The following is a 22013-nucleotide window of genomic DNA, read 5'->3' on the forward strand; positions in this document are numbered from 1 at the left end:
AAAGAAGCTCCAGTATCACAAAGCTTCTCCAGAATATTCCGTTTCAAAAGTTTCGTGGAGAATCTTAACTGTTCATCGAGACGGAGGAAGTAGAAAACATGTCCAAGCAGTTCAACACCAACATGACCCGCCTCGAAGAGCTGGTCAACGATAGTCTGATCGATCGCAACGAGCTCCACACGCCGATTCTCGCGACCCCCGCCGCCTTCGCCGCTGCTGCTGTCGCGGGCGCCAAGGGTGCCGGCGCCCTCGTGGCGGCCGCCGGTGTCGGTGCCGCGGTCGCTAAGGCGGCCGGGAACTAACAGCAACTAAGGGGAATAAGCGCTCGAGCGGAATTGCGACGATAATGGTAAACATCCTTTCTAAAGCTTCAAACGTGTACGACCGATACCTAAACGCCGACCCGCTAGTTTCGGTGGAGCGTGCGTGCGCGATCACTGAAACTGTGGCATCGGTCGAGTATCTGAGCACCACCGCCAGCAGGAAACACGGAGGCCTAAACGATTGGAAATACCTCAAGTCGCAATTCCCGCCTGGGGTGGCCACCATCTGGAATAAACTTTCAGAAGAACAGGCCGAAACGATCTTCAAGACAATTCAATGCCTGAGGATCGGTCATAACTTGATTCTAGCATCGCCGATCAAGAACAATAAGATCAGAGCTTGGTGCAATGTCTTTGAAGCAGGTACACACCTGTTCCTTCAGCCCAAACTTCTATATGGAACTGACGGCTCGGACCAGCTGTCGTTCCTAGGCAACGCGGCAGCCGCACTAGGACGAGTCGGAGGAAGTGAGACCACCCGAAAAGCCGCGAGCGACTTCTTGGCTCTACAGGTGATCCTGAGCTACATCGTCGCAGGACTCGCAAAGATGCCTGGAAGCAGATGGGCGAACGGCGATGCGCTCGAAAAAATCATGGGTACCCAGACGTACGGCGACAACAAGCTGTACGGCCTGCTCAGGAAATATCCCAAGCTAGGAAAATCCATCACCAGATCAACGGTGATCATCGAAAGCGCAATGCCTCTGGGGCTGGCGACGAAGGGGAGCACGAAGTTGACGTTGCTTCTATTCGGAATGTTCCACTTGGCTAACGCGAAGTTCATGGGATTGGGCCGCTTCGTGCTGCCGTTCATCTCGACGTATCCTGCAATCTGGTCTCTGCGGACACGACGATGAATTCGCGTAAAACATTGGCCATTGAAGAAAAATACGAAGGCGGACGTTTATGAGAAGTGTCACGGAACCAAAGGTCCTTAAAGCTGCAACAACACTCCTTCTTGGGTGCACGGCATTGGGCACGGGATACGCGGCATTCCAAAACAGCCGCCATGCTCGACCGTATAACGGTTACGAGGTCATCGAAACCAGATCGTCGACCGGAAATATCATCCACGACGCGTACCATCCCGCCAAGAGCGCCGGAAGTCCGCTATTTGTCATCATTCCCGGCCTTTCTTCGTCCGTATCGTCGGTAGCTGGCCTGGGAGACGCCTTGGCGAGTCTAGGCGGCGCGGTGCTGCTGCATAACCGGGCGGGCTACGGAGGATCTCAGGTCTTCAACGAAAAGCCGTTCCACATGGGAGAATGTGTCGAGGACCTCAACGCAGTCATCCGTGACATTCGCGAAAGCCACGATACTTCCTGGAGCGGAATTTGTCTCGTGGGGCATTCATACGGAGGCTTCGTCGCCCATGAATTCGCGAGGCAGAACGAGAGCCTAGTCCACAGCGTCGGCTACATCGATCCTCTGCATCCGAAGGAACTCGTGGACTCTGAAGCGCAAAAGCAGGGCAGTGACGCGGTAGCCCTTGCGCTACGCACTATCCCCCCGTTCATCCGGTTCGGTGTAGCTGCTCTCTACCGTAAGCAGGCAATTGAGTATGCCAGGGAATACAAATATTTCTCCCGGATCAGGGCTGATCTGTTCAGCTCCGACGTGTGGACCGCTTCAAAGCGTGAATGGTCCAGCATCCACCCGTTCCTTCTCGAAGGTCATGCCTTGGAGCCCCTACGCGACGGAATCCGTACCAAGCTGTTTGCCGCGCAGGAAACGGTGGACGCCGAATCGTCGCAGGACAATCTCTACCATGAATACAGCAACGATGTCGTCGTGGTGAAAGAAAGTAACCATCAAACGATCCTCACCGGCCGTAAGGCCGCAAAAGAAATCTCTGAAGGACTTTGGGAGCTGGCAACACGATGAAATCCTATTGGAGACGAGCTTTCGATCATCTCGTCGTAGGGACGTTCGGTGCGTGGCTGGTTGCGACGGTACTGAGCCAGCACCCGGATTCGGCGCTCGATCGCGTCCGTCGATGGGACGACGGCGTGGGGAATACGGTCATCCCGAACTGGAGATTCTTCGCGCCGAATCCGGCTGTCGAGGACGTACGCATTATGTATCGATTCGCTAACAAGGAGCGAACAGAGCATAGTGCTTGGAAAGAATTGCAAACGATATCTCCGCGTTCGATTGCGCAAGTACTTTGGTTTCCGGGGCGCCGTGAAGAAAAGGCCGTGTTCGACGCTCACCAGACGATCATGGTCGGTATGGGTACACTAGCGAGCGGAAAAGATGTCGGTGGCCGACTCGAAAAAGCGGTGAACGATTCGATCACTCTTCTCAACGAGTTCGTCTTGCGGAAAGCCGAAGTCCCGACGACGGCTGACTGCCTTCAGGTTATGCTTGTTCGTTTCGCAGGCAACGACCCTGAGGCAAGGCCAATCTGCGATGCCGTGCTCGATTACTTCGAGATTGAAGATGAGGCCGAATACATTTTAAAGGTTAAGGCGTGAGTAGATTGAACAAGCTAAACCAGGATCCATTTTACTGTAATACGACGATGGTCAAGTTGTATGACGAACTAATGGAGACCGTCGACCCCGATGTGGATCATGTGGGATGGCTGCGCGGAGCCGTCGGCTCCGACTGGCCGCGAGAGATATTGGATTACGGTGCTGGCTCCGGCCGGGTTTTGAAGAAGCTGAGGCGGTCCGGCTGTACATCCACTTTCCACGCGGTCGAGCCTGATGAGAGCTTTGCGAAGCTATTATCCGACGACTCTGAAATCGCCCCGGTCCACGTGGAAAACAATCTTTCGGCGATTGACGCTACAAACATCGGCCTCGTGTTTTGTACCTATGGGTCGCTGCAATACGTATCGGGAATCGAGGCGATTGTCGAAGAGTTGACTGATATACACCGAATCGTCGAGTCCGGTAGCGGCGTTTGCGCGCTCGAGTTGTTTTCGAGCGAGGCTTACGACGAAATCGAAGAGCCCATGACCGTGCCGATCTATCTGGCTGACAAGATGTGGCAAATGACGCTAAACGTCGAACACTTCGACGATGGCCTCATGACTTCAACGACGGAACTGCGGGACGGCGAGGAATTCGCGGTGATGAGGGAGACGGTTCTTCCGGTCTCTGTTGAAACGACTCGCGATTTGTTCGCCGAGGCGAATTTCCAAAATATCTCAGTCAAGCGTCATGGTGCATACAATCGGTGCGTTGCATCATAAGCGATCAGGCTTTCTAGGCCCGTCCACGGCTAGCCGTCGCGTCGGGCGGTGGATACGTGATCCACGCTTTGACAGTCAGGTTAAGGTAAAAGGGGTAATATTTTGAAACAAGTTTGGAATTTGGGCATCGAGGGCCGAAGGGGCCTTTTCGCAATACTGCTGCTGTTCGCTGCCGTCGCTGGCGTAGTCACTGCAACGCAGCCGTTCCTCACCGGCAAGGTGCTGGATGTAGTCGCGAGCAACGACCCCTCTCGAACGCGGACGGTGATCGTTCTACTTGTATGCGTCTTTTTGGCTGACGTGTTTCTTCAAGTCGTTTGTACCTTCCTGAAGGCGCAGCTGGGGGGATCGTTCGCGCAGAATCTGAGGCGCGAAAGTTTGAAAAAATTCGGTTCGAGCCAGATTCTGGGCAAAGGTGCGCTGGAGGGTGCGGACGTTCAGAACCGTACGCTCGCGGATACGGCCTTGGTTGCGGCGCCTTCCATCAACATCCTGCCTGACGCTATTCGGAGCCTGGTGCTGGTCCTCGGTTGTGTGGTCGGTATGGTGGTGCTCTTGCCGGGTACCTTCTTCATTTTGCTTGGAGCCATCGCCGTTTGCGCGGCGTGCGCGTTCCTCGTGGGCAAATGGATCAAGGCTACGACCTACGATGTGCGCAAGACGTCGTCAGCCTACGCAGAGACGATCCTCAACTTCATCACCGGCATCAAGGTCCTGAAATCCCGGAACCTGGTGGGCTGGGCGCTCGGTCGGTGTGAATCCGATTCGGAGAAATTGCGCAAGTCGGGCATTAAGGCGGATATCGCCAACGGGATGCTGATGCCAACCTTGAACATCGGTACTCAGTTGGCTTTGGTGCTGTCGATTGCCCTCGTGACTACCGCGATGTTTACCGGTAAGGCTAGTGCCGGTGAAGGCACTGCATTTCTGATGTTCCTGCTCTACGCCATTTCTCCCTTGGTGGAACTGGGGCTGGCCATCGCTAGTTGGAACGCTGCCCAGGCCTCGAGCGGGCGCCTGCAGGAGCTGTGGTCTGTGCAGCAGGAAACTTCCGGGAACGTAGTTCTTGAAGCCGAGGGAGAAGCAAGCCTGGAACTCCGTGATCTGAATTATCGGTTCCCTGAGGCGGAGGGCTACCTTTTTGAAGACTTCAACCTGAAACTTGATCACCCCGGCCTGTATCTGCTGCGCGGCCCGAATGGATCGGGTAAATCGACCCTTCTGGAGATCGCCAACGGTCTGCTTCCCTCCTCGGAGATGGTCTTCGTCGACGGAACGGACAGCGAGGAAATCGACAAGAGCTCCTTGCGCACGAACGTCCTCCTTGTCGACCAATACCGCGAACCTATTAAGGGCACCCTGCGGGACAACATCGGGGCCGGACTTCGAATCTCGGATGAGGAGCGCCTGGAGGCTTTGCGCAAGTCCGGCTTCGCGAATCACTTTTCCGACCTCGATATGCGTGTCGGCGGGGCCGGCGTCCAACTGTCCGGTGGACAGAGATCGCTGTTGGCCTTGGCCGACGCGTTCGCACGGAATCCGAAAATCCTTTTACTCGACGAGGTGATGGCGGGCGTCGACCGGTCTACCGCTGAGGACGTGCGAGACGCGATCGAGGATTTTGCCGCGGACCACATCGTCGTGGCCGTCGCGCACGACGATTCGTTGGATAGGGTGGCTGCGCGATCGATCAGCATGGAAGAATGCAGCCGATAACCGCATGAATCTAAAGGTGTAGGAGGAATCGAAGTGATCGAATTCCAGTCTGTTTGCAAGAATTTCGGCGAGCGCAGGGTGCTGAACGACCTGAGTTTCCGGGTCGATGCCGGTGAAATCGTCTGCCTACTGGCAGCTAACGGCGGCGGGAAAACTACTGCGATGCGGATAGCTATGGGTTTGATAAGTTCAGTCAACGGGAGAGTGATCCTCGGGGAGAAGACCTCTACTCTCGGTCGAGTGCGTGGCATCGGCTACATGCCCGAGGAGCGTGGTCTCTTCGACGAGGAGAAGGTGCGCCCTCAACTCGAGTATTTGGCGGAATTGCACAAGGTTCCGCGCGGGGATATCAGCGAAAGAGTCTCGGCTACGCTGGAGCTTTTAGGCGCCACCGAGTACGCGGAGACGAAAGTCAAAAACCTGTCGCTCGGGAACAAGCAGCGCGTCCAGCTGGCCGCAGCAATCGTCCACGACCCCGACATCCTGATTCTGGACGAGCCGTTTTCCGGTCTCGACCCGATAGGCGTCGACGGGCTGTTGAAGATTTTTGCCATGTTCGCGCAGCGAAAGAAGACGGTGCTCTTTAGCTCACATCAGCTTGACGTGGTTGATCGCGTAGCGGACAAAATCGTTCTGATGCAGCTAGGCGCGATAACTTTCGAGGGCAACGCGGATGAACTTCGAGGCCTTTCTAATTCCAATCGGATTAAGTTGATCGTTGAATTTGAGAACGGTCGAAGCTTTTCGGATGTTGATTTCTCTCGCTGTGCCGGCGTAACCGACGTCGAGATCGTCGGAAACCAGGTGGAGATGAAAACGTCGGTTGCGAGCCTTCCTCTGAAGACCATCCTGGAGTCCGGGCTTCTCGCGTCTGAGATTGTTGATATCGCCAGGGAGAAGGGCTCCCTGTCGAGTTCAGTGGCCGAGATATTCAGCTCGTCCGACAGACGGACAGGCGATTAGATCCTGGAGAAGCATGCAGCGGCTCCGCCCAGAATATTAGATTGAGTTTCGCTGTCGAGAAGGAGTAGTTGACGGTGGGTTTAAATATAGATGGTCAGTCGATCCGTACGGTCGCGTTACGAGAAGCTCGTCTCGCGTTGGCCAGTCCCGCGGTACTGTCGGTACTGGCGTTGATCATTGTCGGCATGATCGGGTTGGTAATTTTCACTGAACGGAAGGTGGGATCGGTCGATAGTGGTGACGCTGCTGATTTGTTTTTGAGTTGTTTTATTTTGGTCGCGACTTCGATCGTGATCATGATGAACACGACCCTCGTCGGTGCCTCGATTTGTGACGAGAAGGATAAGCGGGTAACCGAGATTCTTCTCTCGGCCGTGAATCCGGCAGAACTGTTCCTGGGTAAAGTTCTTGGTGCGGGCTTTGTCGGTATTATTCAAGTCGCCGTCGCGTGGTTGGCGGTGGTGGTTTCACTGGGCGCTTCAGGCCTGGTTGATTTTGCGGACATGAACTGGTCGATAGCGGCTATCCTTCTGCTGTCGATGGGCGTCGCATATTTCGCTTTCACGGGACTTTTCGCCTTCGTAGGCGCGATGGTGTCTAAGAACGACCAGTACACCGCGGCCCAGCTTCCTGTGTTGATTGTCCTCTTCGGGGCTATGGCGGTTCCGTTTGCTCCGATGCTGGGATGGGGATCCTTTGGCGAAGGGTGGGTTCAGAATATTTCCTGGATTCCTCCCCTTTCGATGGCTGGCGGGCCTATGGAGTACTTTTTCGGTGATGGCCGGGTCTGGCTGTTGGTGGTGTCACTCTTGGGGCTGTTCGCGTTCGCCTGTGTGACGCTTAAGGTGGCCGAGGTTCAATATCGGCGGCGGGTGTTGACCTAGTAGCGTCTTTTTGGGGGATTTTTCGCCGGAAACGGGCTTGGTCTCCGAGGGGTACGCCGCCGTCGTCCTCGCAACGGGCCGGGGTCGGATGACTGTGTTCCCCCCCGTGCCGTTCCCCTGAAGAGGCACGATCGCTGCAGGGCAAGCTTTTGTGTCGGCGATTTGTGTACCCCCGTGTGGGGGTGTTCTCTAAATTGCCGTGAAGGTCGGTAAGCCCGATGTTATTCTTCAGTGGCCCTCAATCATCACTTCTGCCGTAGCGATCGGTTTCATCTTTTAGAAAGGATCTTTATCTTGTCTCCTTACTTCAACGCGTGTCTTACTTTCATGGTGGTCCTCATGATCGCCGGTGTGGGTCTCGATGCATTCGATTCGACGAAGGGTATCGTTGGCGTCGTGATCGGCTCTCTCGGTGCCGCGGTTCTGGTTTATTTTCTTTCGAAGAAGGCTTAGGCGAGCACCGCTGGCTTCTCGCGGAGTGCTTTAATTTCTATCCGTAGGCGCGCTCCTCGTTTTGGCGCACGCCGATGGGGCTTTACTTATCGGCGGCCTAGGGCTACCTCGTTCCCGCGTATTTGGGCGGTTCCGGTTAGCTCCTTTGTCTTGTGGAGGGGTAACGGTGTTCGACTCCGGCGGGCCCGCATGATTTTGAGACGCGTCGTGCGGACGGGAAACAGGCCCTCGAGGTTTTGTCAGGTTTGTCGAGAGGTGAGGGTCGTCGAGCCGCGTCACAATTGATTGGTCGGTCTATATCTGCGAGTGGGTGTGTTTTAAGTGACGAGCTCTGCGGTCGTGGTCGGTTCGGGTCCCAACGGGCTCGCTGCCGCGGTGGCCCTCGCCGATGCGGGTGTGCGGGTAACCCTGTTGGAGTCTGCCGAGTCGGTCGGTGGCGGTCTCCGGAGCGGGGACTTCCTCGTCGACGGGGTGACTCACGATATCTGCTCCGCCGCTCATCCGATGTTGCAGGCGAGCCCTTTTTTCCACCGTTATCGCGACCGGCTATCGGGCCTGGGGCTCAGCTTCGCTTCTCCCGACTACGACATGGTCCATGTTCTCGACGACGCAAGATCGGCGACGCTCTTTTCGGATCTCGATCAGATGCACCGGGGGATTCCTGACAGGGGAGACGCAGAGAGATGGCGTAGCGGCTGCGAGCGACTTGCGGCGAACGCGGACGCTGTCGCCGGGGATTTTCTGCGGCCCGTTTTCGGCGTGCCGTCTTCTCCCCGTTCATTCGCGGAATTCGGCCTAAAGGCGGCCCTGCCAGCGTCGTGGACCTGGCGTAGGTACAGCTCCGACGAAGCTCGCGCGTTGTTCGCCGGCATTGCGGCCCACGCGTTCACGCCGCTGTCCTGGCCCGGTTCCTCGGCTCCGGGCTTTCTGATCGCGGTGGTCGGACATCGGTACGGTTGGCCCGTTGCGGTCGGCGGCTCACAATCGATCGCCGATGCCATGCTGCGGTTGTTCTTGAGTTTGGGCGGGGAGTTTGTCCCAGGAACTCTCGTTGAGTCTTACGAGGAGATCCAGGACGCGGACGTCGTCATGCTGGACACCTCGGTGGAAGCCGCGAGGAAGATTCTGGGCCCGCGCCTCCCTTCGCGCGTCGAGCGGGCGTGGTCGCGTTTCAGGCGAGGTCCTGGTGTCGCGAAGGTCGACTACGTGATCGACGGTGATGTGCCGTGGATCAGTGAACCTGCGCGATCCGCCGGTACCGTTCACCTGGGGGGTAGAGCTGAAGAGGTTGCGGCAGCTGAATCGGAGTGTTGGAAGGGGAGGCTGCCGGACAGCCCCTTCACCCTCGTGGGCCAGCAGTATTTGGCGGACCCGTCTCGGTCGTACGTGGGGGGCGGACGGCGTCTGAACCCGTTGTGGTCGTATTCCCATGTGCCGGCAGGCTGGGGCGGCGATGAGAAGGCTTGTTTTGAGCTGGTGACAAGCCAAATCGAGCGGTATGCCCCGGGTTTCAGGGATACCATCGTGGAGTTTAAAGCGAGCCCTCCTTCGAGGGTCGAGGAGTACAACCCGAATAATATCGGCGGGGACATATCCGGCGGTGCCAACGACCTGGTTCAGTTGATAAAGCGCCCCAGGGTTTCCTCGGATCCCTATTTCACCGGGGTACCGGGCGTGTTCTTGTGCTCTTCTTCTACGGCCCCGGGGGCCGGCGTGCACTTCATGTGTGGCGCAAATGCCGCCCGCGGTGCGTTGAAGCATCTGCATCTGGCCTGACAGGAGCGTTCCGTTCGTGATCCGGGCGGTCTAGGGCAGCGACGTCTCTTGGTCGTGTCGCCGACGCGCGGGTGTGAGGTCGTGTCGCAGCGTCGAGGTGCGGTGTCGCGGAGGTGGGTTTGCGCCTCGAGCTCCGAACGCGTCGGTATTTCAGGCCCGCTCGGCGGTGTAGCCGGCCTCCTCGACGGCGGCGAGTACGTCGGCGTCGGCGACCTCGGTGTCGGCGGTAACGGTCAGGTGGCCGTCGGTGCGCGAGACGTCCACGGCGGTCACGCCGGTGAGCTCGCCGACCTCCTCGCGCACGGCGTTCTCGCAGTGCTCGCAGGTCATGCCGGTGACGGTGTAGTTCTGGGTGGCCATGGGGGTCCTTTCCGGGTGAGGGGCCGATTACTTTCTCCACCTGTGGACTATACCCCCTGGGGGTATGTCTCGCCACGGGGAGGGGCGCACCGAGGGGCGCGGCGCGACGTCGGCAATTGAAAGGGCGTCAGCCCTGCATGGGCCAGGAGGTGGTCACCCCGGAGGCGTCGCGCCCGCGGGACTCGAGGTAGGTGCGGAACTCGGTCTGGATCTCGTGGTAGCCCACGGCCTGGAACTCCATGAGCTCCTCGGCGTCCATCTCGACCAGGTCGGGCCAGATACGCACCTGCTTCCAGGCGATGCGCGCGGCGGCCAGCGCGTCCGAGGTCGCCTCGTGGGCGTTGTCGATGCGCACCCCGTAGTGCTCGCACAGGTCGGAGAGCCGACGGCGGCCCTTGCGGTAGCGGTCCTTGATCTTGTCGATGACGAACGGGTCAAAGACCGTGCCGGTGACCGTGAAGTCCCCGGTCAGGTGGCGCAGCACCGTCAGGTCGTAGGTGGCGTTGTAGACGATGAGGTTCAGCCCGTCGCGCCAGCCGTCCTGGATCGTCTCGACGGTCTCGGCGAGCACCTCGTCGTGGGGACGGCCGTGCTCGCGGGCGTACTCGGTGGTGATGCCGTGGACCTTCTGCGCGCCCTCGGGGATCTCGACGCCGGGGTCGGCGAGGATCTCGCTGGGGTGGGCGCCGGAGGAGTCGATGCGCACCATGGCGGAGGTGACGATGCGCGCCTCGTGGGGGTTCGCCGAGGTGGTCTCCAGGTCGAAGGAGAGCATGGCCGCCGGGTCGAAGTTCGTCATGTCGCCCACCCTAGCGGGCGGGTGCGACAGAGCCCGCGGCGCGGCGCAGGGCACGCGTCGGGCGGCGCGGCCCGGTGTGCCCGCGCGGCTAGACTCGGTGCCCGTGACTGAGACAGACACCGACATCCGCGCGACCTGGCAGCGGCTCGCCGACGAGGTGCGCCGGCACCGCGAGCTCTACTACAACGAGCAACCGGAGATCCCGGACGCCGACTTCGACGCGCTGTTCCGCCGCCTGCAGGAGCTCGAGGCCGACCACCCCGAGCTCGCCGTGCCGGACAGTCCGACCATGCAGGTCGGCGCGCCGACGCCCACCGACGGCACCTTCGCCGACGTCGAGCACCCCGAGCAGATGTACTCGCTGGACAACGTCTTCTCCGCCGAGGAGCTCGACGACTGGCTCACCCGCACCCCGGCGGAGACCTACCTGACCGAGTTGAAGATCGACGGGCTGTCGATCGACGTGATCTACCGCGACGGCGTGCTCGAGCGCGCCGCCACCCGCGGCGACGGCCGCGTCGGCGAGGAGATCACCGCCAACGCCCGCGTGATCGAGGACATCCCGCACGAGCTGGCCGCCACCGGGGAGTTCCCGGTGCCGGCGATGGTGGAGATCCGCGGCGAGGTCTTCATCGCCGTCGAGGACTTCGCCGAGATCAACGCCGAGCGTGTCGCCCGGGAGAAGAAGCCCTTCGCCAACCCGCGTAACGCGGCGGCCGGCTCGCTGCGCCAGAAGAACCCGGAGGAGGTGCGCAAGCGCCGCTTGCGCATGATCTGCCACGGCATCGGCGCGCGCGAGGGCTTCGCGCCTGAGTCCCAGCACGAGGCCTACCGGGCGCTCGAGGCCTGGGGGCTGCCCGTCTCGCCGTACACGCGCCCCGTGCACTCGCACGAGGAGGTCCAGGAGCGGGTGGCCTACTGGGCCGACCACCGCCACGACGCCCTGCACGAGATGGACGGCCTGGTGGTCAAGGTCGACTCCTTGGCTGAGCAGCGCTCCTACGGGGCGACCAGCCGCGCGCCGCGATGGGCGATCGCCTACAAGTACCCGCCCGAGGAGGTCACCACCGAGCTGCTCGACGTCCGCGTCGGCGTGGGCCGCACCGGGCGGGTGACCCCCTTCGCCGTGATGAAACCGGTCAAGGTCGCCGGCTCCACGGTCGCGATGGCCACCCTGCACAACCAGACCGAGGTGCGCCGCAAGGGCGTGCTCATCGGCGACACCGTGGTCATCCGCAAGGCCGGCGAGGTCATCCCCGAGGTCCTCGGGCCCGTCGCCGACCGCCGCGACGGCACCGAGCGCGCCTTCGTCTTCCCCACGCTGTGCCCGGCCTGCGGCACGCGCCTGGCCCCGCAGAAGGAGGACGACGCCGACTGGCGCTGCCCGAACACCAGGCACTGCCCGGCGCAGCTCTCCGCGCGCCTGGAGTACCTGGCTGGACGCGGCGCCTTCGACATCGAGGCGCTCGGCGAGCGCGGCGCCCAGGACCTGATCCGCAACGCCGTGATCGCCGACGAGTCCGAGCTCTTCGACCTCGACGAGGAGGCCCTGAAGCGCTCGCAGGTCTACACGAAGAACGACGGCTCGGTGAACGCGCAGGGCGAGAAGCTGCTGAGGAACCTCGCGACCGCGCGCGGGACCGACCTGTGGCGCGTCATCGTCGCGCTGTCCATCCGCCACGTCGGCCCCACCGCCGCGCGCGCCCTGGCTTCGCGCCTGCACTCGCTGACGGCGATTGACGACGCCGCGGTGGAGGCGTTGGCGCAGATCGACGGCGTGGGCGGGGTGATCGCCCAGAGCGTGAAGGACTGGTTCGCCGTCGACTGGCACCGCCGCATCGTCGAGGCGTGGGCCGCGGCCGGGGTCACCGTCGAGGAGGAGCCAGCCGAGACCGCCGAGCAGACCCTCGAGGGCCTGACCGTGGTGGTCACCGGCACCCTGGAGAACTACTCCCGCGACTCCGCCAAGGAGGCCATCATCTCCCGCGGCGGCAAGGCGGCGGGCTCGGTGTCGAAGAAGACCGACTTCGTCGTCGCCGGGCCCGGTGCGGGCTCGAAGGAGACCAAGGCGCGCGAACTGGGCGTGCCGGTCCTCGACGAGGCCGGCTTCGAGAGGCTGCTCGCCGGCGGCGCCGAGGCCGTGGCCGGGGCCGGGGAGGCCGTGGCGGAGGACGCCGAGGCCGGGAGCGAGTAGCCGGGCCGCCTAGTCGGCGGCCGAGAGGATCGCGCCGCAGACCTTGGCCAGGTGGCCGAGCTGGCTGACCTCGCCGGCCAGGTAGTCGGGGCCTGCGGTGCGCGCGACCACGACCACGAAGTCGGTGCCCGGCAGGGGAGCTGCCGCCAGCACGGAGTCGAGCAGTGACCAGGTCTCCGGGATCCAGTCCTCGGTGTCGGGGTTGAGGATGCGCGGCGCGCTGACCGGGATCGACTCGTGTGCCCGCCCGTCGTCGGCGGGCGCCGCCTGCGAGGCGGCCACCCGGGTCACCGGCGCGCTCGCGCGCAGCACCAGCGCCCAGGTCGAGCTCATCGAGCGCGGCAGCACGCCCACGAGCACCTCGAGGGCGCGCCGCGGATTGTCGGCGTGCTCGGCGACCTCGGAAAGCATCACGATCTGCCCGCGGCGGTCCACCCGGCCCGCGAACGGACGGATCGAGTCGACCAGCACCCCCTCGGCGTCCTGCGCGGCGGAGACGATGACGTCGGCCATCACGTCCTTGGGGACCGTCACCACGATGTCGTCCATGACGGTGCCGTCGGGAAGCGTCTCGACGACGTCCACCGAGTTGATGTTGGCGCCGGAGCGGCCGAGCGAGCGGGCGAGCTCGCCGAGGCTGCCGGGCTCGTCGGGGAGGAGCACGCGGATCAGGTAGGACATGGGGTCGACCTTTCGGTCTGTCCCGGGCGCGGGCGCGCCGGGACGCACAGATAAGAGGAATCGTTCGGCCCCCGATCATAACGGAGCGCCCGGCGCCCCGGCGGGATTTGTCCACGGCCTGTCCCGGCACCGGCGGCGGGGTGCATTAGGATGGCCAGGGTCAGAAAGGGACCGGCGCGGCCGGTCAGTCGAGCGAAGGATGGGATTGCACGTGCCTGACATTTCCCGCGAGGAGGTCGCCCACCTGGCGAAGCTCTCGCAGCTGGCGCTGAGTGACGAGGAGATCGAGCACTTCGCCACCCAGATCGACCAGATCGTCGAGACCGTCTCCAAGGTGCGCCAGGTCGACACCGAGGGCGTGGAGCCGATGAGCCACCCCCAGTCGATCACCACCGCGATGCGCCCCGACGAGGTCAAGCCCTCGTTGACGGCCGAGCAGGCCGTCGACCAGGCGCCCAACGCCGAGGACGAGCAGTTCGTCGTCCCGCAGATCCTGGGGGAGGAGTAGTCAGATGAGCGAAGCGACCAACCTGACCGCCATGACCGCCGCCGAGCTGGCGGAGAAGATCCACAACCGCGAGGTCTCCTCGCGTGAGGTCACCCAGGCCCACCTCGACCGCATCGCCGAGGTCGACGGGGACATCCACGCCTTCCTGCACGTCGGCTCCGAGGCCGCCCTGGCCGCCGCCGACGCGGTGGACAAGGCCCTGGACGCCGGCCAGAAGCCGGCCTCCCCGCTGGCCGGTGTGCCGCTGGCCCTCAAGGACAACCTGGTGACCACGGACGCGCCGACCACGGCCGGCTCGAAGATGCTCGACGGCTACCTGAGCCCCTACGACGCCACCGTGACCGCGCGCCTGCGCGCCGCGGGCATCCCGATCCTGGGCAAGACCAACATGGACGAGTTCGCCATGGGCTCGTCGACGGAGAACTCGGCCTACGGCCCGACGAAGAACCCGCAGGACACCACCCGTACCCCGGGCGGCTCCGGCGGCGGCACCGCGGCGGCCCTGGCCGCCAACGAGGCTCCGATCGGCATCGGCTCGGACACCGGCGGCTCGGTGCGCCAGCCGGCGGCCCTGACCGAGACCGTGGGCGTCAAGCCCACCTACGGCCAGGTCTCCCGCTACGGCCTGATCGCCTGCGCCTCCTCGCTGGACCAGGTCGGCCCGGCCGCGCGCTCGGTGCTCGACGCCGCGCTGCTGCACGAGGTCATCGCCGGCCACGACCCGATGGACGCCACCAGCGTCGACCGTGCGGTCCCGGACGTCGTCGCCGCGGCCCACCAGGGCGCGAACGGCGACCTGAAGGGCGTCAAGGTCGGTGTGGTCGCCCAGCTCAACGGCGGCGAGGGCTTCCAGCCCGGCGTGGTGGAGAGCTACCGCGCCGCGCTCAAGCAGCTCGAGGGCCAGGGCGCCGAGCTCATCGAGGTCGACTGCCCGCGCTTCGCGGACGCGCTCAACGCCTACTACCTGATCATGCCGTGCGAGGTCTCCTCGAACCTGGCGCGCTTCGACGGCATGCGCTACGGCCACCGCGGCGGCGACGACGGGCGCCACTCGGCGGCCGAGGTCATGGCCATCTCGCGTGCCGAGGGCTTCGGCCCCGAGGTCAAGCGCCGCATCATGCTGGGCACCTACGCGCTGTCGGTGGGCTACTACGACGCCTACTACCTGCAGGCCCAGCGCGTGCGCACCCTGGTCGCCCGGGACTTCGCCCGCGCCTACGGGCAGGTCGACGTCCTGGCCACCCCGACCACCCCGACCACCGCCTTCAAGCTGGGCGAGAAGGTCGAGGACCCGCTGGAGATGTACGCCTTCGACCTGTGCACCCTGCCGCTGAACCTCGCCGGCCAGGCGGGCATGTCGCTGCCGGGCGACCGTGCCTCCGACACCGGCCTGCCGGTCGGCCTGCAGCTGATGACCCCGGCCTTCGCCGACGACCGCCTCTACCGCGTCGGCGCCGCCTTCGAGGCCGGCCGCAAGTAAGAGATTGCCGACGTCGCGCGTGACCCCGGGGAGCACACCCCGGGGTCGTCGCGTACCCGGCGTGTGTGCGGCGCGTCCGGCGGCCGGCCGGGCCCCACGGGCGCTTTCTAATTTGTGAGGGTAGGGTGGCCTTCCAATCGAAAGGAGGCTCCCGTGAGCGAGACCCAGTCCCAGGCGAGGGCCCAGGCGCCGCGGCCGGGCGGTGCCGGCCGGAGAAGGAAGAGCAGGCGCGCGACACCGGCGACGGTGACCGGGCGCGAGCGCCTCTCGCCGGAGATGATCCGGCTGAGCTGCGCACCTACACGCTGCGCAAGATCGACACCGACAACGGTGCCTTCGACATCGACTTCGTCGTCCACGGCGCGGACGGGGTGGCCGGGCCCTGGGCCGAGCGCGCCGAGATCGGTGAGGTCATCCCCTTCGCAGGCCCCGGAGGGACCTGGGCGCCGCGCCCCGGCGCGGCGCGTCATGTCTTCGTCGGGGACGAATCCGCACTGCCGGCGGTGGCGGCGGGCGTCGGAAATCTCTCCGACGAAGACGTGGCGGATGTCTTCCTGGAGGTCTCCGGTGAAGACACCCACGTTGCCCTGCCGGTGAGAGAATCTGTGCGCGTGCACTGGGTGCACCGCGGCGACGCCACGCCCGGCACCCGCCTGGTCGAGGCCGTGCGCGCCGCCGGCGCCGACGCGGGCGAGGACTGCGAGTGGTTCGTGCACGGGGTCGCCGAAATGGTGCGTGAAATGCGCAGATTCCTCTTCGTCGACGCCGGCGTGCCGCGCGGGCGGGTGAGCATTTCCGGCTACTGGCGCCTCGGCATGGTCGAGGACGAGTGGCAGGCCTCCAAGCGCGAGTTCACCGCCGCGGCCGAGGCCGCCGAGGCGGCGGGCGTGCCGGGCAACCGTTAGACTGTGAGCCATGCGTATTGCCACTCTCACCTCCGGCGGTGACTGCCCCGGACTCAACGCCGTCATCCGCGGAATCGTGCGTACGGCCAACTCCGAGTTCGGGTCCACGGTCGTCGGCTACGAGGACGGCTGGGTCGGCCTGCTCGAGGACCGGCGCGTCCAGCTCTACGACGACGAGTTCATCGACCGCCTCCTGCTGCGTGGGGGCACCATCCTGGGCACCGGCCGTCTGCACCCGGACAAGTTCAAGGCCGGCATCGACCAGATCAAGGCGAACCTCGCGGACGCCGGCATCGACGCGCTGATCCCGATCGGCGGCGAGGGCACGCTCAAGGGCGCGCAGTGGCTCGCCCAGAACGGTATCCCCGTCGTCGGCGTGCCGAAGACGATCGACAACGACGTCAACGGCACCGACTTCACCTTCGGCTTCGACACCGCCGTGGCCGTGGCCACCGACGCCGTCGACCGCCTGCACACCACGGCCGAGTCGCACAACCGCGTGATGATCGTCGAGGTCATGGGCCGTCACGTCGGCTGGATCGCGCTGCACGCCGGCATGGCCGGCGGCGCGCACTACACGATCATCCCCGAGGTGCCCTTCGACATCGCGGACGTGTGCAAGGCCATGGAGCGTCGCTTCCAGCTCGGCGAGAAGTACGGCATCATCGTCGTGGCCGAGGGCGCGCTGCCCGCCGAGGGCACCATGGAGCTGCGCGAGGGCGAGATCGACCAGTTCGGCCACAAGACCTTCACAGGCATCGGCCAGCAGGTCGCCGACGAGATCCACAAGCGCCTCGGCCACGACGTGCGCACCACCGTGCTGGGCCACATCCAGCGCGGCGGCACCCCGACCGCCTTCGACCGCGTGCTGGCGACCCGCTACGGCGTCGGCGCGGTTCGTGCGGTCGAGGCCGGGCAGTTCGGCAAAACCGTCGCTCTGCACGGCGAGAACATCGAGCTGGTCGACCTCGAGGAGGCCGTCGGCCACCTGAAGAAGGTGCCCGAGGAGCGCTACCGCACCGCCCAGGCGATGTTCGGCTGAGTGGCTGAGCTGATTGGCTGATCCGGATCAGCGGCCGGCGGAGCAGGACCCGAAGACGCCGGAAGAAGGGGCCTCGGGTAGAGGTGACTCAGGGCGTGCCCGCTCGCGCAGGCGTGGCCGCGGCCGCCGGGGGAGACGCGGTCGTGGGCGCGGCCGGGCTTCGGTGACTCCGGAGAACGGGGGTCGCGGGTGGCCCGGGGCGCGGAAGTCGGATTCGCGCACGTCTGATCCGCAGCGCTCCGGGCGTCGGAAGCCCGAGCGGGCCCGGGGATCCGGGGATAAGCCCCAGGCCGGCGAGCTGCACGGCGGCTCGCGCGGGCGCGGGGGAGTCAAGAGACGCACCCCCGTGCCGGAGGCCACCAGCGGCGTGCCCGAGGAGGCCCTGCCCGTCGCGCTCACCGGAGGGCCCGCCGAGGGCCCGGAGGGCACCGTCTACTCCGTCTCCGCCGGCTTTGCGGTGGGCCGTAACCGCCGCGGCAAGGTCGAGATGCGCTTTAGCGCCGTCACGCTGATCGACGGCGACGAGTGGTGGTGGTCCACCCGGCGCGTGTGCGACCCCTCGCCCTACCGCTTCCGGCGCGGGCGCCGGCTCAACGTGCTGCGCATCGACGAGTGGCGCAGTTCGCGCAAGCGCCGCCGCGACGGCGAGCCGATCTGGGCGAGCCTGACGTCGATCCTGGCCGAGTGGACCCGGGCGTGCCACCAGCTGCGCGCCATGGGGCTGCGCGTCCACCAGATCGTGGGCAACCTGCTCTACGGCTACACCATCGCCACCCCGGGCGCACTCGAGCGCGGCCGGGCCGCCGCACCGGCCCTCGCGCTGGCGGTTGCCCGCATGCCCGAGCAGGACCGGAGCCTGAGCGCCCTGAGCGGAGGGCGACGCCCGCGCGGGGCGGCCGGCAAGGTCACCTACGACGAGTGGGGCTACCCCGTGGGCGTGACCGGCCTGGAGGAGCGCTACGAGGGCCGCGTGGTCGCCGCCGTGGACGCATCGCTGCTCGACGAGGGCAGCCCGCAGGCCATCTTCGGCGCGGTGGTCAACTCCGAGGGCTGGTGCCGGGTCAAGCAGTTCCCGCACGCGCGCACCAGCAACCGCGCCGAGAAGGAGGCGCTCAGCTGGGCGCTGACCGTCATGCGGCGCCGCTCCGGCACACCCGCCCCGCTGCTGCTGGCCGACAGCGCGGACACGGTGGCCACCACCGCCCCGCCCAAGGGCACCCGCGGCAAGGCCGTCGTTCGCTGGGTGCCCGGGCACCTGGGCCACCCGCTCAACGAGGGCGCCCACCACCTCGCCTTCGGGGCCAACCGGGCGTTCCTGCTCGGCCGCCTCGACGAGTTCCACCGCGAGATCCGCCCCCTGATCGCCGCCGAGGCCAAGCGCCAGTGGCGCCGCTACCGTCAGGGCCAGCCGGTCTCGGTGACGCCCTACCGGAAAATCCTGGAGCGCGCGGGCCTGGTCGAGAAGAACTGAGACCCGCGGGCGCCGGACAGCGGCCTGCCCGACCGGGCATCGCCCGCACCGCAGCGGGGGCGGCCCACCCCCGCTGTACCTTGGGCCGGCAAAATTGTTTTAGACCAGGGGAAACGGCCGCGTGTTGAACAATGACCGCCCAGGTCACCGGGGTCGAAAATTCCGGAAACGCACAGCGCGGAATTAACATCGGCACATGGCTACTCGGAACAGACCAAGCGAGGATCGCGCGGCCTACGTCGCCGCGCTCGGCTTTCCCGTCCTCGTCATTATCGGGGGTCTGGTCGGCTTCGCCTTCCCCGAGGCCGCCCGCACCCTGGCTCCGGCGACGAACTACCTGCTCGGCATGATCATGTTCGGCATGGGGCTGACCATGCGCGGCGTGGACTTCATCCTCGTCGCCCGCCGCCCCCTCCCGGTGCTCATCGGCGTGGTGGCGCAGTTCGTCATCATGCCCGCCGTCGCCGTGATCGTCGTCCACCTGCTTGGTCTGCCCGCTGAGATCGCCGCCGGCGTCATCCTCGTCGGATGCGCCCCCGGCGGCACCTCCTCCAACGTCGTCAGCTACCTCTCCCGCGGCGACGTCGCCCTCTCGGTGACCATGACCAGTGTGTCTACGCTGCTCGCCCCGGTCTTCACCCCGCTTCTGACCCTGTGGCTGGCCGGTCAGTACATGCCGGTCGACGCCGGCAAGATGGCCTGGTCCATCGTCCAGGTCGTCCTCGTGCCCGTCGTGCTCGGCCTGGTCGTGCGCAAGCTCGCCGGCGGACTCGTCGAGCGCGTCCTGCCCGCGATGCCGTGGGTCTCCGTCGCCGCGATCTCGACCATCGTCGCCATCGTGGTGGCCGGTTCGCGCGACGCGATCACCACCGCCGGGCTGACCGTGCTCCTCGCCGTCGTGCTGCACAACGGCCTGGGCTACCTGCTCGGCTGGGCCACCGGCCGTCTCACCGGCCAGCCCGAGCGCGCCCGGAGAACCATGGCCATCGAGGTCGGCATGCAGAACTCCGGTCTGGCCGCCGGCCTGGCCGCGCAGTACATGAGCCCGCTCTCCGCACTGCCCGCCGCCGTCTTCTCCGTCTGGCACAACCTGTCCGGCGCGCTCGTGGCCGCACTGTGCCGCCGCGTCGACCACGACCACGCCGCGCACACCCCGGCGGAGACCGAGGCGCAGCCCGCGCCCGTCGTCGCCGACTGACCCGTTGAATTTCCGACGCCGCGCCTGCCTCGGGCGCGGCGTTTTCCTTGCGCGCCTGCCCTGCCTGCGGCGGGCGCGGGGTGCGGGGGCGGGGTACCGCCTCAGCCCAGGTTACGCAGGGCCCGGCCGGTGGCCCCGGCCGCGAAGAGCCAGTTGGCCGCCAGCAGCACCAGGGCGATCACGGAGTAGATCTCCCAGCCGGCCGCGCCGGTGACCTGGGTCAGTTGGTGGCTGCCCATCACGCAGGTGCCCACCGGGAAGGTCAGCCCCCACCAGTTGGGGTGGAAGCCGATCCTGTGGCGCAGCCCCCGGGCCACGGTCACGTACGCGTAAGTCCCCAGGACGACGGCGAGGGTGAGCATCACGGTGCCCCAGACCAGCGCCGGGCCGTGCCAGGCGTCGTGGACGGCCGAGATGTGCTGGGCGGCGAAGGTGGACTGCCCGCAGACACCCAGGGGTATGAACGCGGTGCACGAGGCGCCCACCGGCGGAAAGCCCGGCAGCGTGCGCGCGTAGACCACCGCGAACAGCGGTAGGGCCACGCCCGCGGCCACGATGAAGCAGATCACCGCGACCACGCCCATGAAGGCGGGGAAGACGGTGTGCTCGGCCAGCCCCGCCGCCGCGGCCGCGGAGACCATCGGGGTCACCGGCACCAGGCCGTGGGCGAAGACCGGCGGCTGCATTCTCCGGAAGTTGATCGCGATGAGCGCCAGGAAGCCGAAGCCGACCGCCGTGCCCCCGACCCAGCAGGCGAAGTCGACCCACCAAGCCCAGCGGTGGTCGATGATCAGCCCGGTGGCCTGGCCGAGCGCCATGACGCCCATGCCGAGCATCCCCCAGGAGGACAGCGCGGCCGGGGCGAGGTCCTCGGCCAGCTCGTGCGGGCGGCGGGCCAGCCGCCAGCCGAACCCGCCGAGGAGCACCACGGCCACGACCCAGGCGAGCACGAGCACCGGCCAGGCCACGGCCGGAAGCCCGTGGGCGTAGGTGGCGGAGGCGAGGATCGAGGTGCCCATGAGCATGCCGAACCATGCGGGGCCTACGGCGGGAAGGTGCATGCCGACCAGTATCTGCACGTGGCGCAGGAATTGGAACGAATGAAATTTTGGGCACCCACAAGCACCCCTTGTGGCTAGACTGCCTGGCATGCTTGACGCCATCCCGGACCTGCGCTCGCTGGCCGTGCTCGTCGCCGTGGCCGACGAGGGTTCCTTCGGCGCCGCCGCGCGCCGGCTGGACACCAGCCAGCAGGCCGTCTCCGAGCGGGTGCGCCGCGCCGAGGCGGCCTGCCGGCTCACCCTCTTCCACCGCACGCCCACCGGCGCGTACCCCACCCCGGCGGGCGCGGACATCATCCGCCAGGCCCGCCGGGTCCTCGAGTCCGCCCGTGAGCTCGCCGAGGTCACCGAGGCCCAGCGCGACCCCGACCACGCCATCGCGCACGTCGCCGCCTCGCAGACCGTGCTCGACCACTACATCCCACGCTGGCTCGCCGCCGCGGGGTCCGGCCACCCCGGGCTGCGCTTCCGGGTCGACGGCGGTAACTCGCGCGCGGTGGCCGAGGCCGTCGCCCGCGGCGAGACCACGCTCGGCTTCATCGAGTCGCTCAGCGTGCCGGCCTCGGCCGCCGGCGAGCTGACCGTCGCCGTGGTCACCGTCGACGAGCTGGTGCTCGCCGTGCCCGCCGGGCACCCCTGGGCCGGGGGAGAGGTGGACCGCGAGACGGTGCGGGCCACCCCGCTGATCGTGCGCGAGACCGGCTCCGGCAGCCGCGAGGTCGCCGAGACCCGCCTGGGGCCCCTGGTGCCGCCGCGCGCGGAGCTGGCCGAGCAGGCCGCGCTGCCCGCGGCCGTGCGCGCGTTGGGTAGCCCGGGCATCGTGCCGGCCGCCGCGCTGTCCGGGGCGGCTGACCTGCGGGCCGTGCGCGTCGACGGGGTGGCCATGACCCGTCCGATCCGTGCGGTGTGGCGCCGGGGCGGGCGCCCGCGCGGCGCGGTGGCGCTGCTTCTCGACGCCGCGCGCACCGTGCGGTGAGCGGGCGCTAGACTGTGTGAC

The 22013-nt window shown here is 65.7% G+C and carries 22 protein-coding genes; 18 read left to right on the forward strand and 4 right to left on the reverse strand.

All coding sequences use genetic code 11. The annotated features are described in order from the left end of the window. Positions 1 to 98 precede the first annotated feature (98 nt). The 10 genes from QQA02_RS00795 to QQA02_RS00840 all read left to right on the forward strand — a co-directional run bounded on the left by QQA02_RS00795 (position 99) and on the right by QQA02_RS00840 (position 9317). A complete protein-coding gene (locus QQA02_RS00795) occupies positions 99 to 302 on the forward strand; it encodes a hypothetical protein (protein WP_284774098.1) in 204 nt (67 codons plus the stop codon). Between the two features lie 74 nt (positions 303 to 376). After that, complete coding sequence (locus QQA02_RS00800) at positions 377 to 1180, forward strand: HTTM domain-containing protein (protein ID WP_284774100.1); 804 nt, start codon at positions 377 to 379, stop codon at positions 1178 to 1180. Between the two features lie 49 nt (positions 1181 to 1229). Next, complete coding sequence (locus QQA02_RS00805) at positions 1230 to 2207, forward strand: alpha/beta hydrolase (protein WP_284774103.1); 978 nt, start codon at positions 1230 to 1232, stop codon at positions 2205 to 2207. Then, positions 2204 to 2800 (forward strand): hypothetical protein, encoded by a 597-nt coding sequence (locus tag QQA02_RS00810; protein WP_284774105.1) that lies wholly within the window; start codon positions 2204 to 2206, stop codon positions 2798 to 2800. Before QQA02_RS00805 ends, QQA02_RS00810 begins: the two co-directional genes overlap by 4 nt. Before the next feature lie 5 nt (positions 2801 to 2805). Next, a complete protein-coding gene (locus QQA02_RS00815) occupies positions 2806 to 3525 on the forward strand; it encodes a class I SAM-dependent methyltransferase (protein WP_284774107.1) in 720 nt (239 codons plus the stop codon). 120 nt (positions 3526 to 3645) lie between these two features. Further along, positions 3646 to 5241, forward strand: a complete 1596-nt coding sequence (locus QQA02_RS00820; RefSeq protein WP_284862981.1) for an ATP-binding cassette domain-containing protein — start codon at positions 3646 to 3648, stop codon at positions 5239 to 5241. 33 nt (positions 5242 to 5274) lie between these two features. After that, positions 5275 to 6204, forward strand: a complete 930-nt coding sequence (locus QQA02_RS00825) for an ABC transporter ATP-binding protein (protein WP_284774110.1) — start codon at positions 5275 to 5277, stop codon at positions 6202 to 6204. Positions 6205 to 6278: 74 nt separating this feature from the next. Next, positions 6279 to 7088, forward strand: a complete 810-nt coding sequence (locus QQA02_RS00830) for an ABC transporter permease (RefSeq protein ID WP_284774207.1) — start codon at positions 6279 to 6281, stop codon at positions 7086 to 7088. A gap of 294 nt (positions 7089 to 7382) precedes the next feature. After that, the gene (locus QQA02_RS00835; RefSeq protein WP_284774112.1) at positions 7383 to 7541 is read left to right on the forward strand and encodes a hypothetical protein; all 159 of its coding nucleotides are present in this window, start codon (positions 7383 to 7385) and stop codon (positions 7539 to 7541) included. A gap of 321 nt (positions 7542 to 7862) precedes the next feature. After that, the gene (locus QQA02_RS00840; RefSeq protein WP_284862982.1) at positions 7863 to 9317 is read left to right on the forward strand and encodes a phytoene desaturase family protein; all 1455 of its coding nucleotides are present in this window, start codon (positions 7863 to 7865) and stop codon (positions 9315 to 9317) included. 150 nt (positions 9318 to 9467) lie between these two features. On the opposite strand, the gene QQA02_RS00845 is transcribed toward QQA02_RS00840, so the two are convergent. Both QQA02_RS00845 and QQA02_RS00850 read right to left on the reverse strand, forming a co-directional pair. Beyond that, positions 9468 to 9677 carry a heavy-metal-associated domain-containing protein gene (locus QQA02_RS00845; protein WP_284774114.1) on the reverse strand — a complete coding sequence of 70 codons (210 nt, stop codon included), beginning with the start codon at positions 9675 to 9677 and terminating at the stop codon, positions 9468 to 9470. A 127-nt stretch (positions 9678 to 9804) separates the two neighbouring features. Continuing rightward, positions 9805 to 10476, reverse strand: coding sequence for a 3'-5' exonuclease (locus QQA02_RS00850; RefSeq protein WP_284862983.1), 672 nt, complete (start codon positions 10474 to 10476; stop codon positions 9805 to 9807). Here QQA02_RS00850 and ligA point away from each other — a divergent pair. Beyond that, positions 10451 to 12670 carry an NAD-dependent DNA ligase LigA gene (gene ligA / locus QQA02_RS00855; RefSeq protein WP_423777760.1) on the forward strand — a complete coding sequence of 740 codons (2220 nt, stop codon included), beginning with the start codon at positions 10451 to 10453 and terminating at the stop codon, positions 12668 to 12670. The genes QQA02_RS00850 and ligA overlap by 26 nt on opposite strands. Before the next feature lie 9 nt (positions 12671 to 12679). On the opposite strand, the gene QQA02_RS00860 is transcribed toward ligA, so the two are convergent. Further along, positions 12680 to 13351: an ACT domain-containing protein gene (locus QQA02_RS00860; protein WP_284774120.1), complete on the reverse strand. Its 672-nt coding sequence runs from the start codon at positions 13349 to 13351 to the stop codon at positions 12680 to 12682. A gap of 211 nt (positions 13352 to 13562) precedes the next feature. Between QQA02_RS00860 and gatC the strand changes: the two genes are divergently transcribed. The 6 genes from gatC (at position 13563) to QQA02_RS00890 (ending at position 19955) form a co-directional block, all read left to right on the forward strand. After that, positions 13563 to 13859: an Asp-tRNA(Asn)/Glu-tRNA(Gln) amidotransferase subunit GatC gene (gene gatC, locus QQA02_RS00865; RefSeq protein WP_075663982.1), complete on the forward strand. Its 297-nt coding sequence runs from the start codon at positions 13563 to 13565 to the stop codon at positions 13857 to 13859. Between the two features lie 4 nt (positions 13860 to 13863). Then, positions 13864 to 15339, forward strand: coding sequence for an Asp-tRNA(Asn)/Glu-tRNA(Gln) amidotransferase subunit GatA (gatA, locus tag QQA02_RS00870; protein WP_284774122.1), 1476 nt, complete (start codon positions 13864 to 13866; stop codon positions 15337 to 15339). 125 nt (positions 15340 to 15464) lie between these two features. Continuing rightward, positions 15465 to 16244 carry a siderophore-interacting protein gene (locus tag QQA02_RS00875; RefSeq protein ID WP_336620413.1) on the forward strand — a complete coding sequence of 260 codons (780 nt, stop codon included), beginning with the start codon at positions 15465 to 15467 and terminating at the stop codon, positions 16242 to 16244. Positions 16245 to 16254: 10 nt separating this feature from the next. After that, positions 16255 to 17286, forward strand: a complete 1032-nt coding sequence (locus QQA02_RS00880; RefSeq protein ID WP_284774124.1) for a 6-phosphofructokinase — start codon at positions 16255 to 16257, stop codon at positions 17284 to 17286. A 346-nt stretch (positions 17287 to 17632) separates the two neighbouring features. After that, the gene (locus tag QQA02_RS00885) at positions 17633 to 18757 is read left to right on the forward strand and encodes a hypothetical protein (RefSeq protein WP_284862984.1); all 1125 of its coding nucleotides are present in this window, start codon (positions 17633 to 17635) and stop codon (positions 18755 to 18757) included. A gap of 196 nt (positions 18758 to 18953) precedes the next feature. Beyond that, positions 18954 to 19955, forward strand: coding sequence for a bile acid:sodium symporter family protein (locus QQA02_RS00890; protein ID WP_284862985.1), 1002 nt, complete (start codon positions 18954 to 18956; stop codon positions 19953 to 19955). A gap of 101 nt (positions 19956 to 20056) precedes the next feature. Here the strand turns inward: QQA02_RS00890 and QQA02_RS00895 are convergent, their stop codons facing one another. Then, positions 20057 to 21016, reverse strand: a complete 960-nt coding sequence (locus QQA02_RS00895) for an SLAC1 family transporter (protein WP_284862986.1) — start codon at positions 21014 to 21016, stop codon at positions 20057 to 20059. Positions 21017 to 21104: 88 nt separating this feature from the next. Between QQA02_RS00895 and QQA02_RS00900 the strand changes: the two genes are divergently transcribed. Continuing rightward, positions 21105 to 21992, forward strand: a complete 888-nt coding sequence (locus QQA02_RS00900; RefSeq protein ID WP_284862987.1) for a LysR family transcriptional regulator — start codon at positions 21105 to 21107, stop codon at positions 21990 to 21992. Positions 21993 to 22013: the final 21 nt, after the last annotated feature.

The sequence above is a fragment of the Corynebacterium sp. MSK006 genome, from assembly GCF_030232385.1.
Taxonomy (GTDB): Bacteria; Actinomycetota; Actinomycetes; order Mycobacteriales; family Mycobacteriaceae; genus Corynebacterium; species Corynebacterium frankenforstense_A.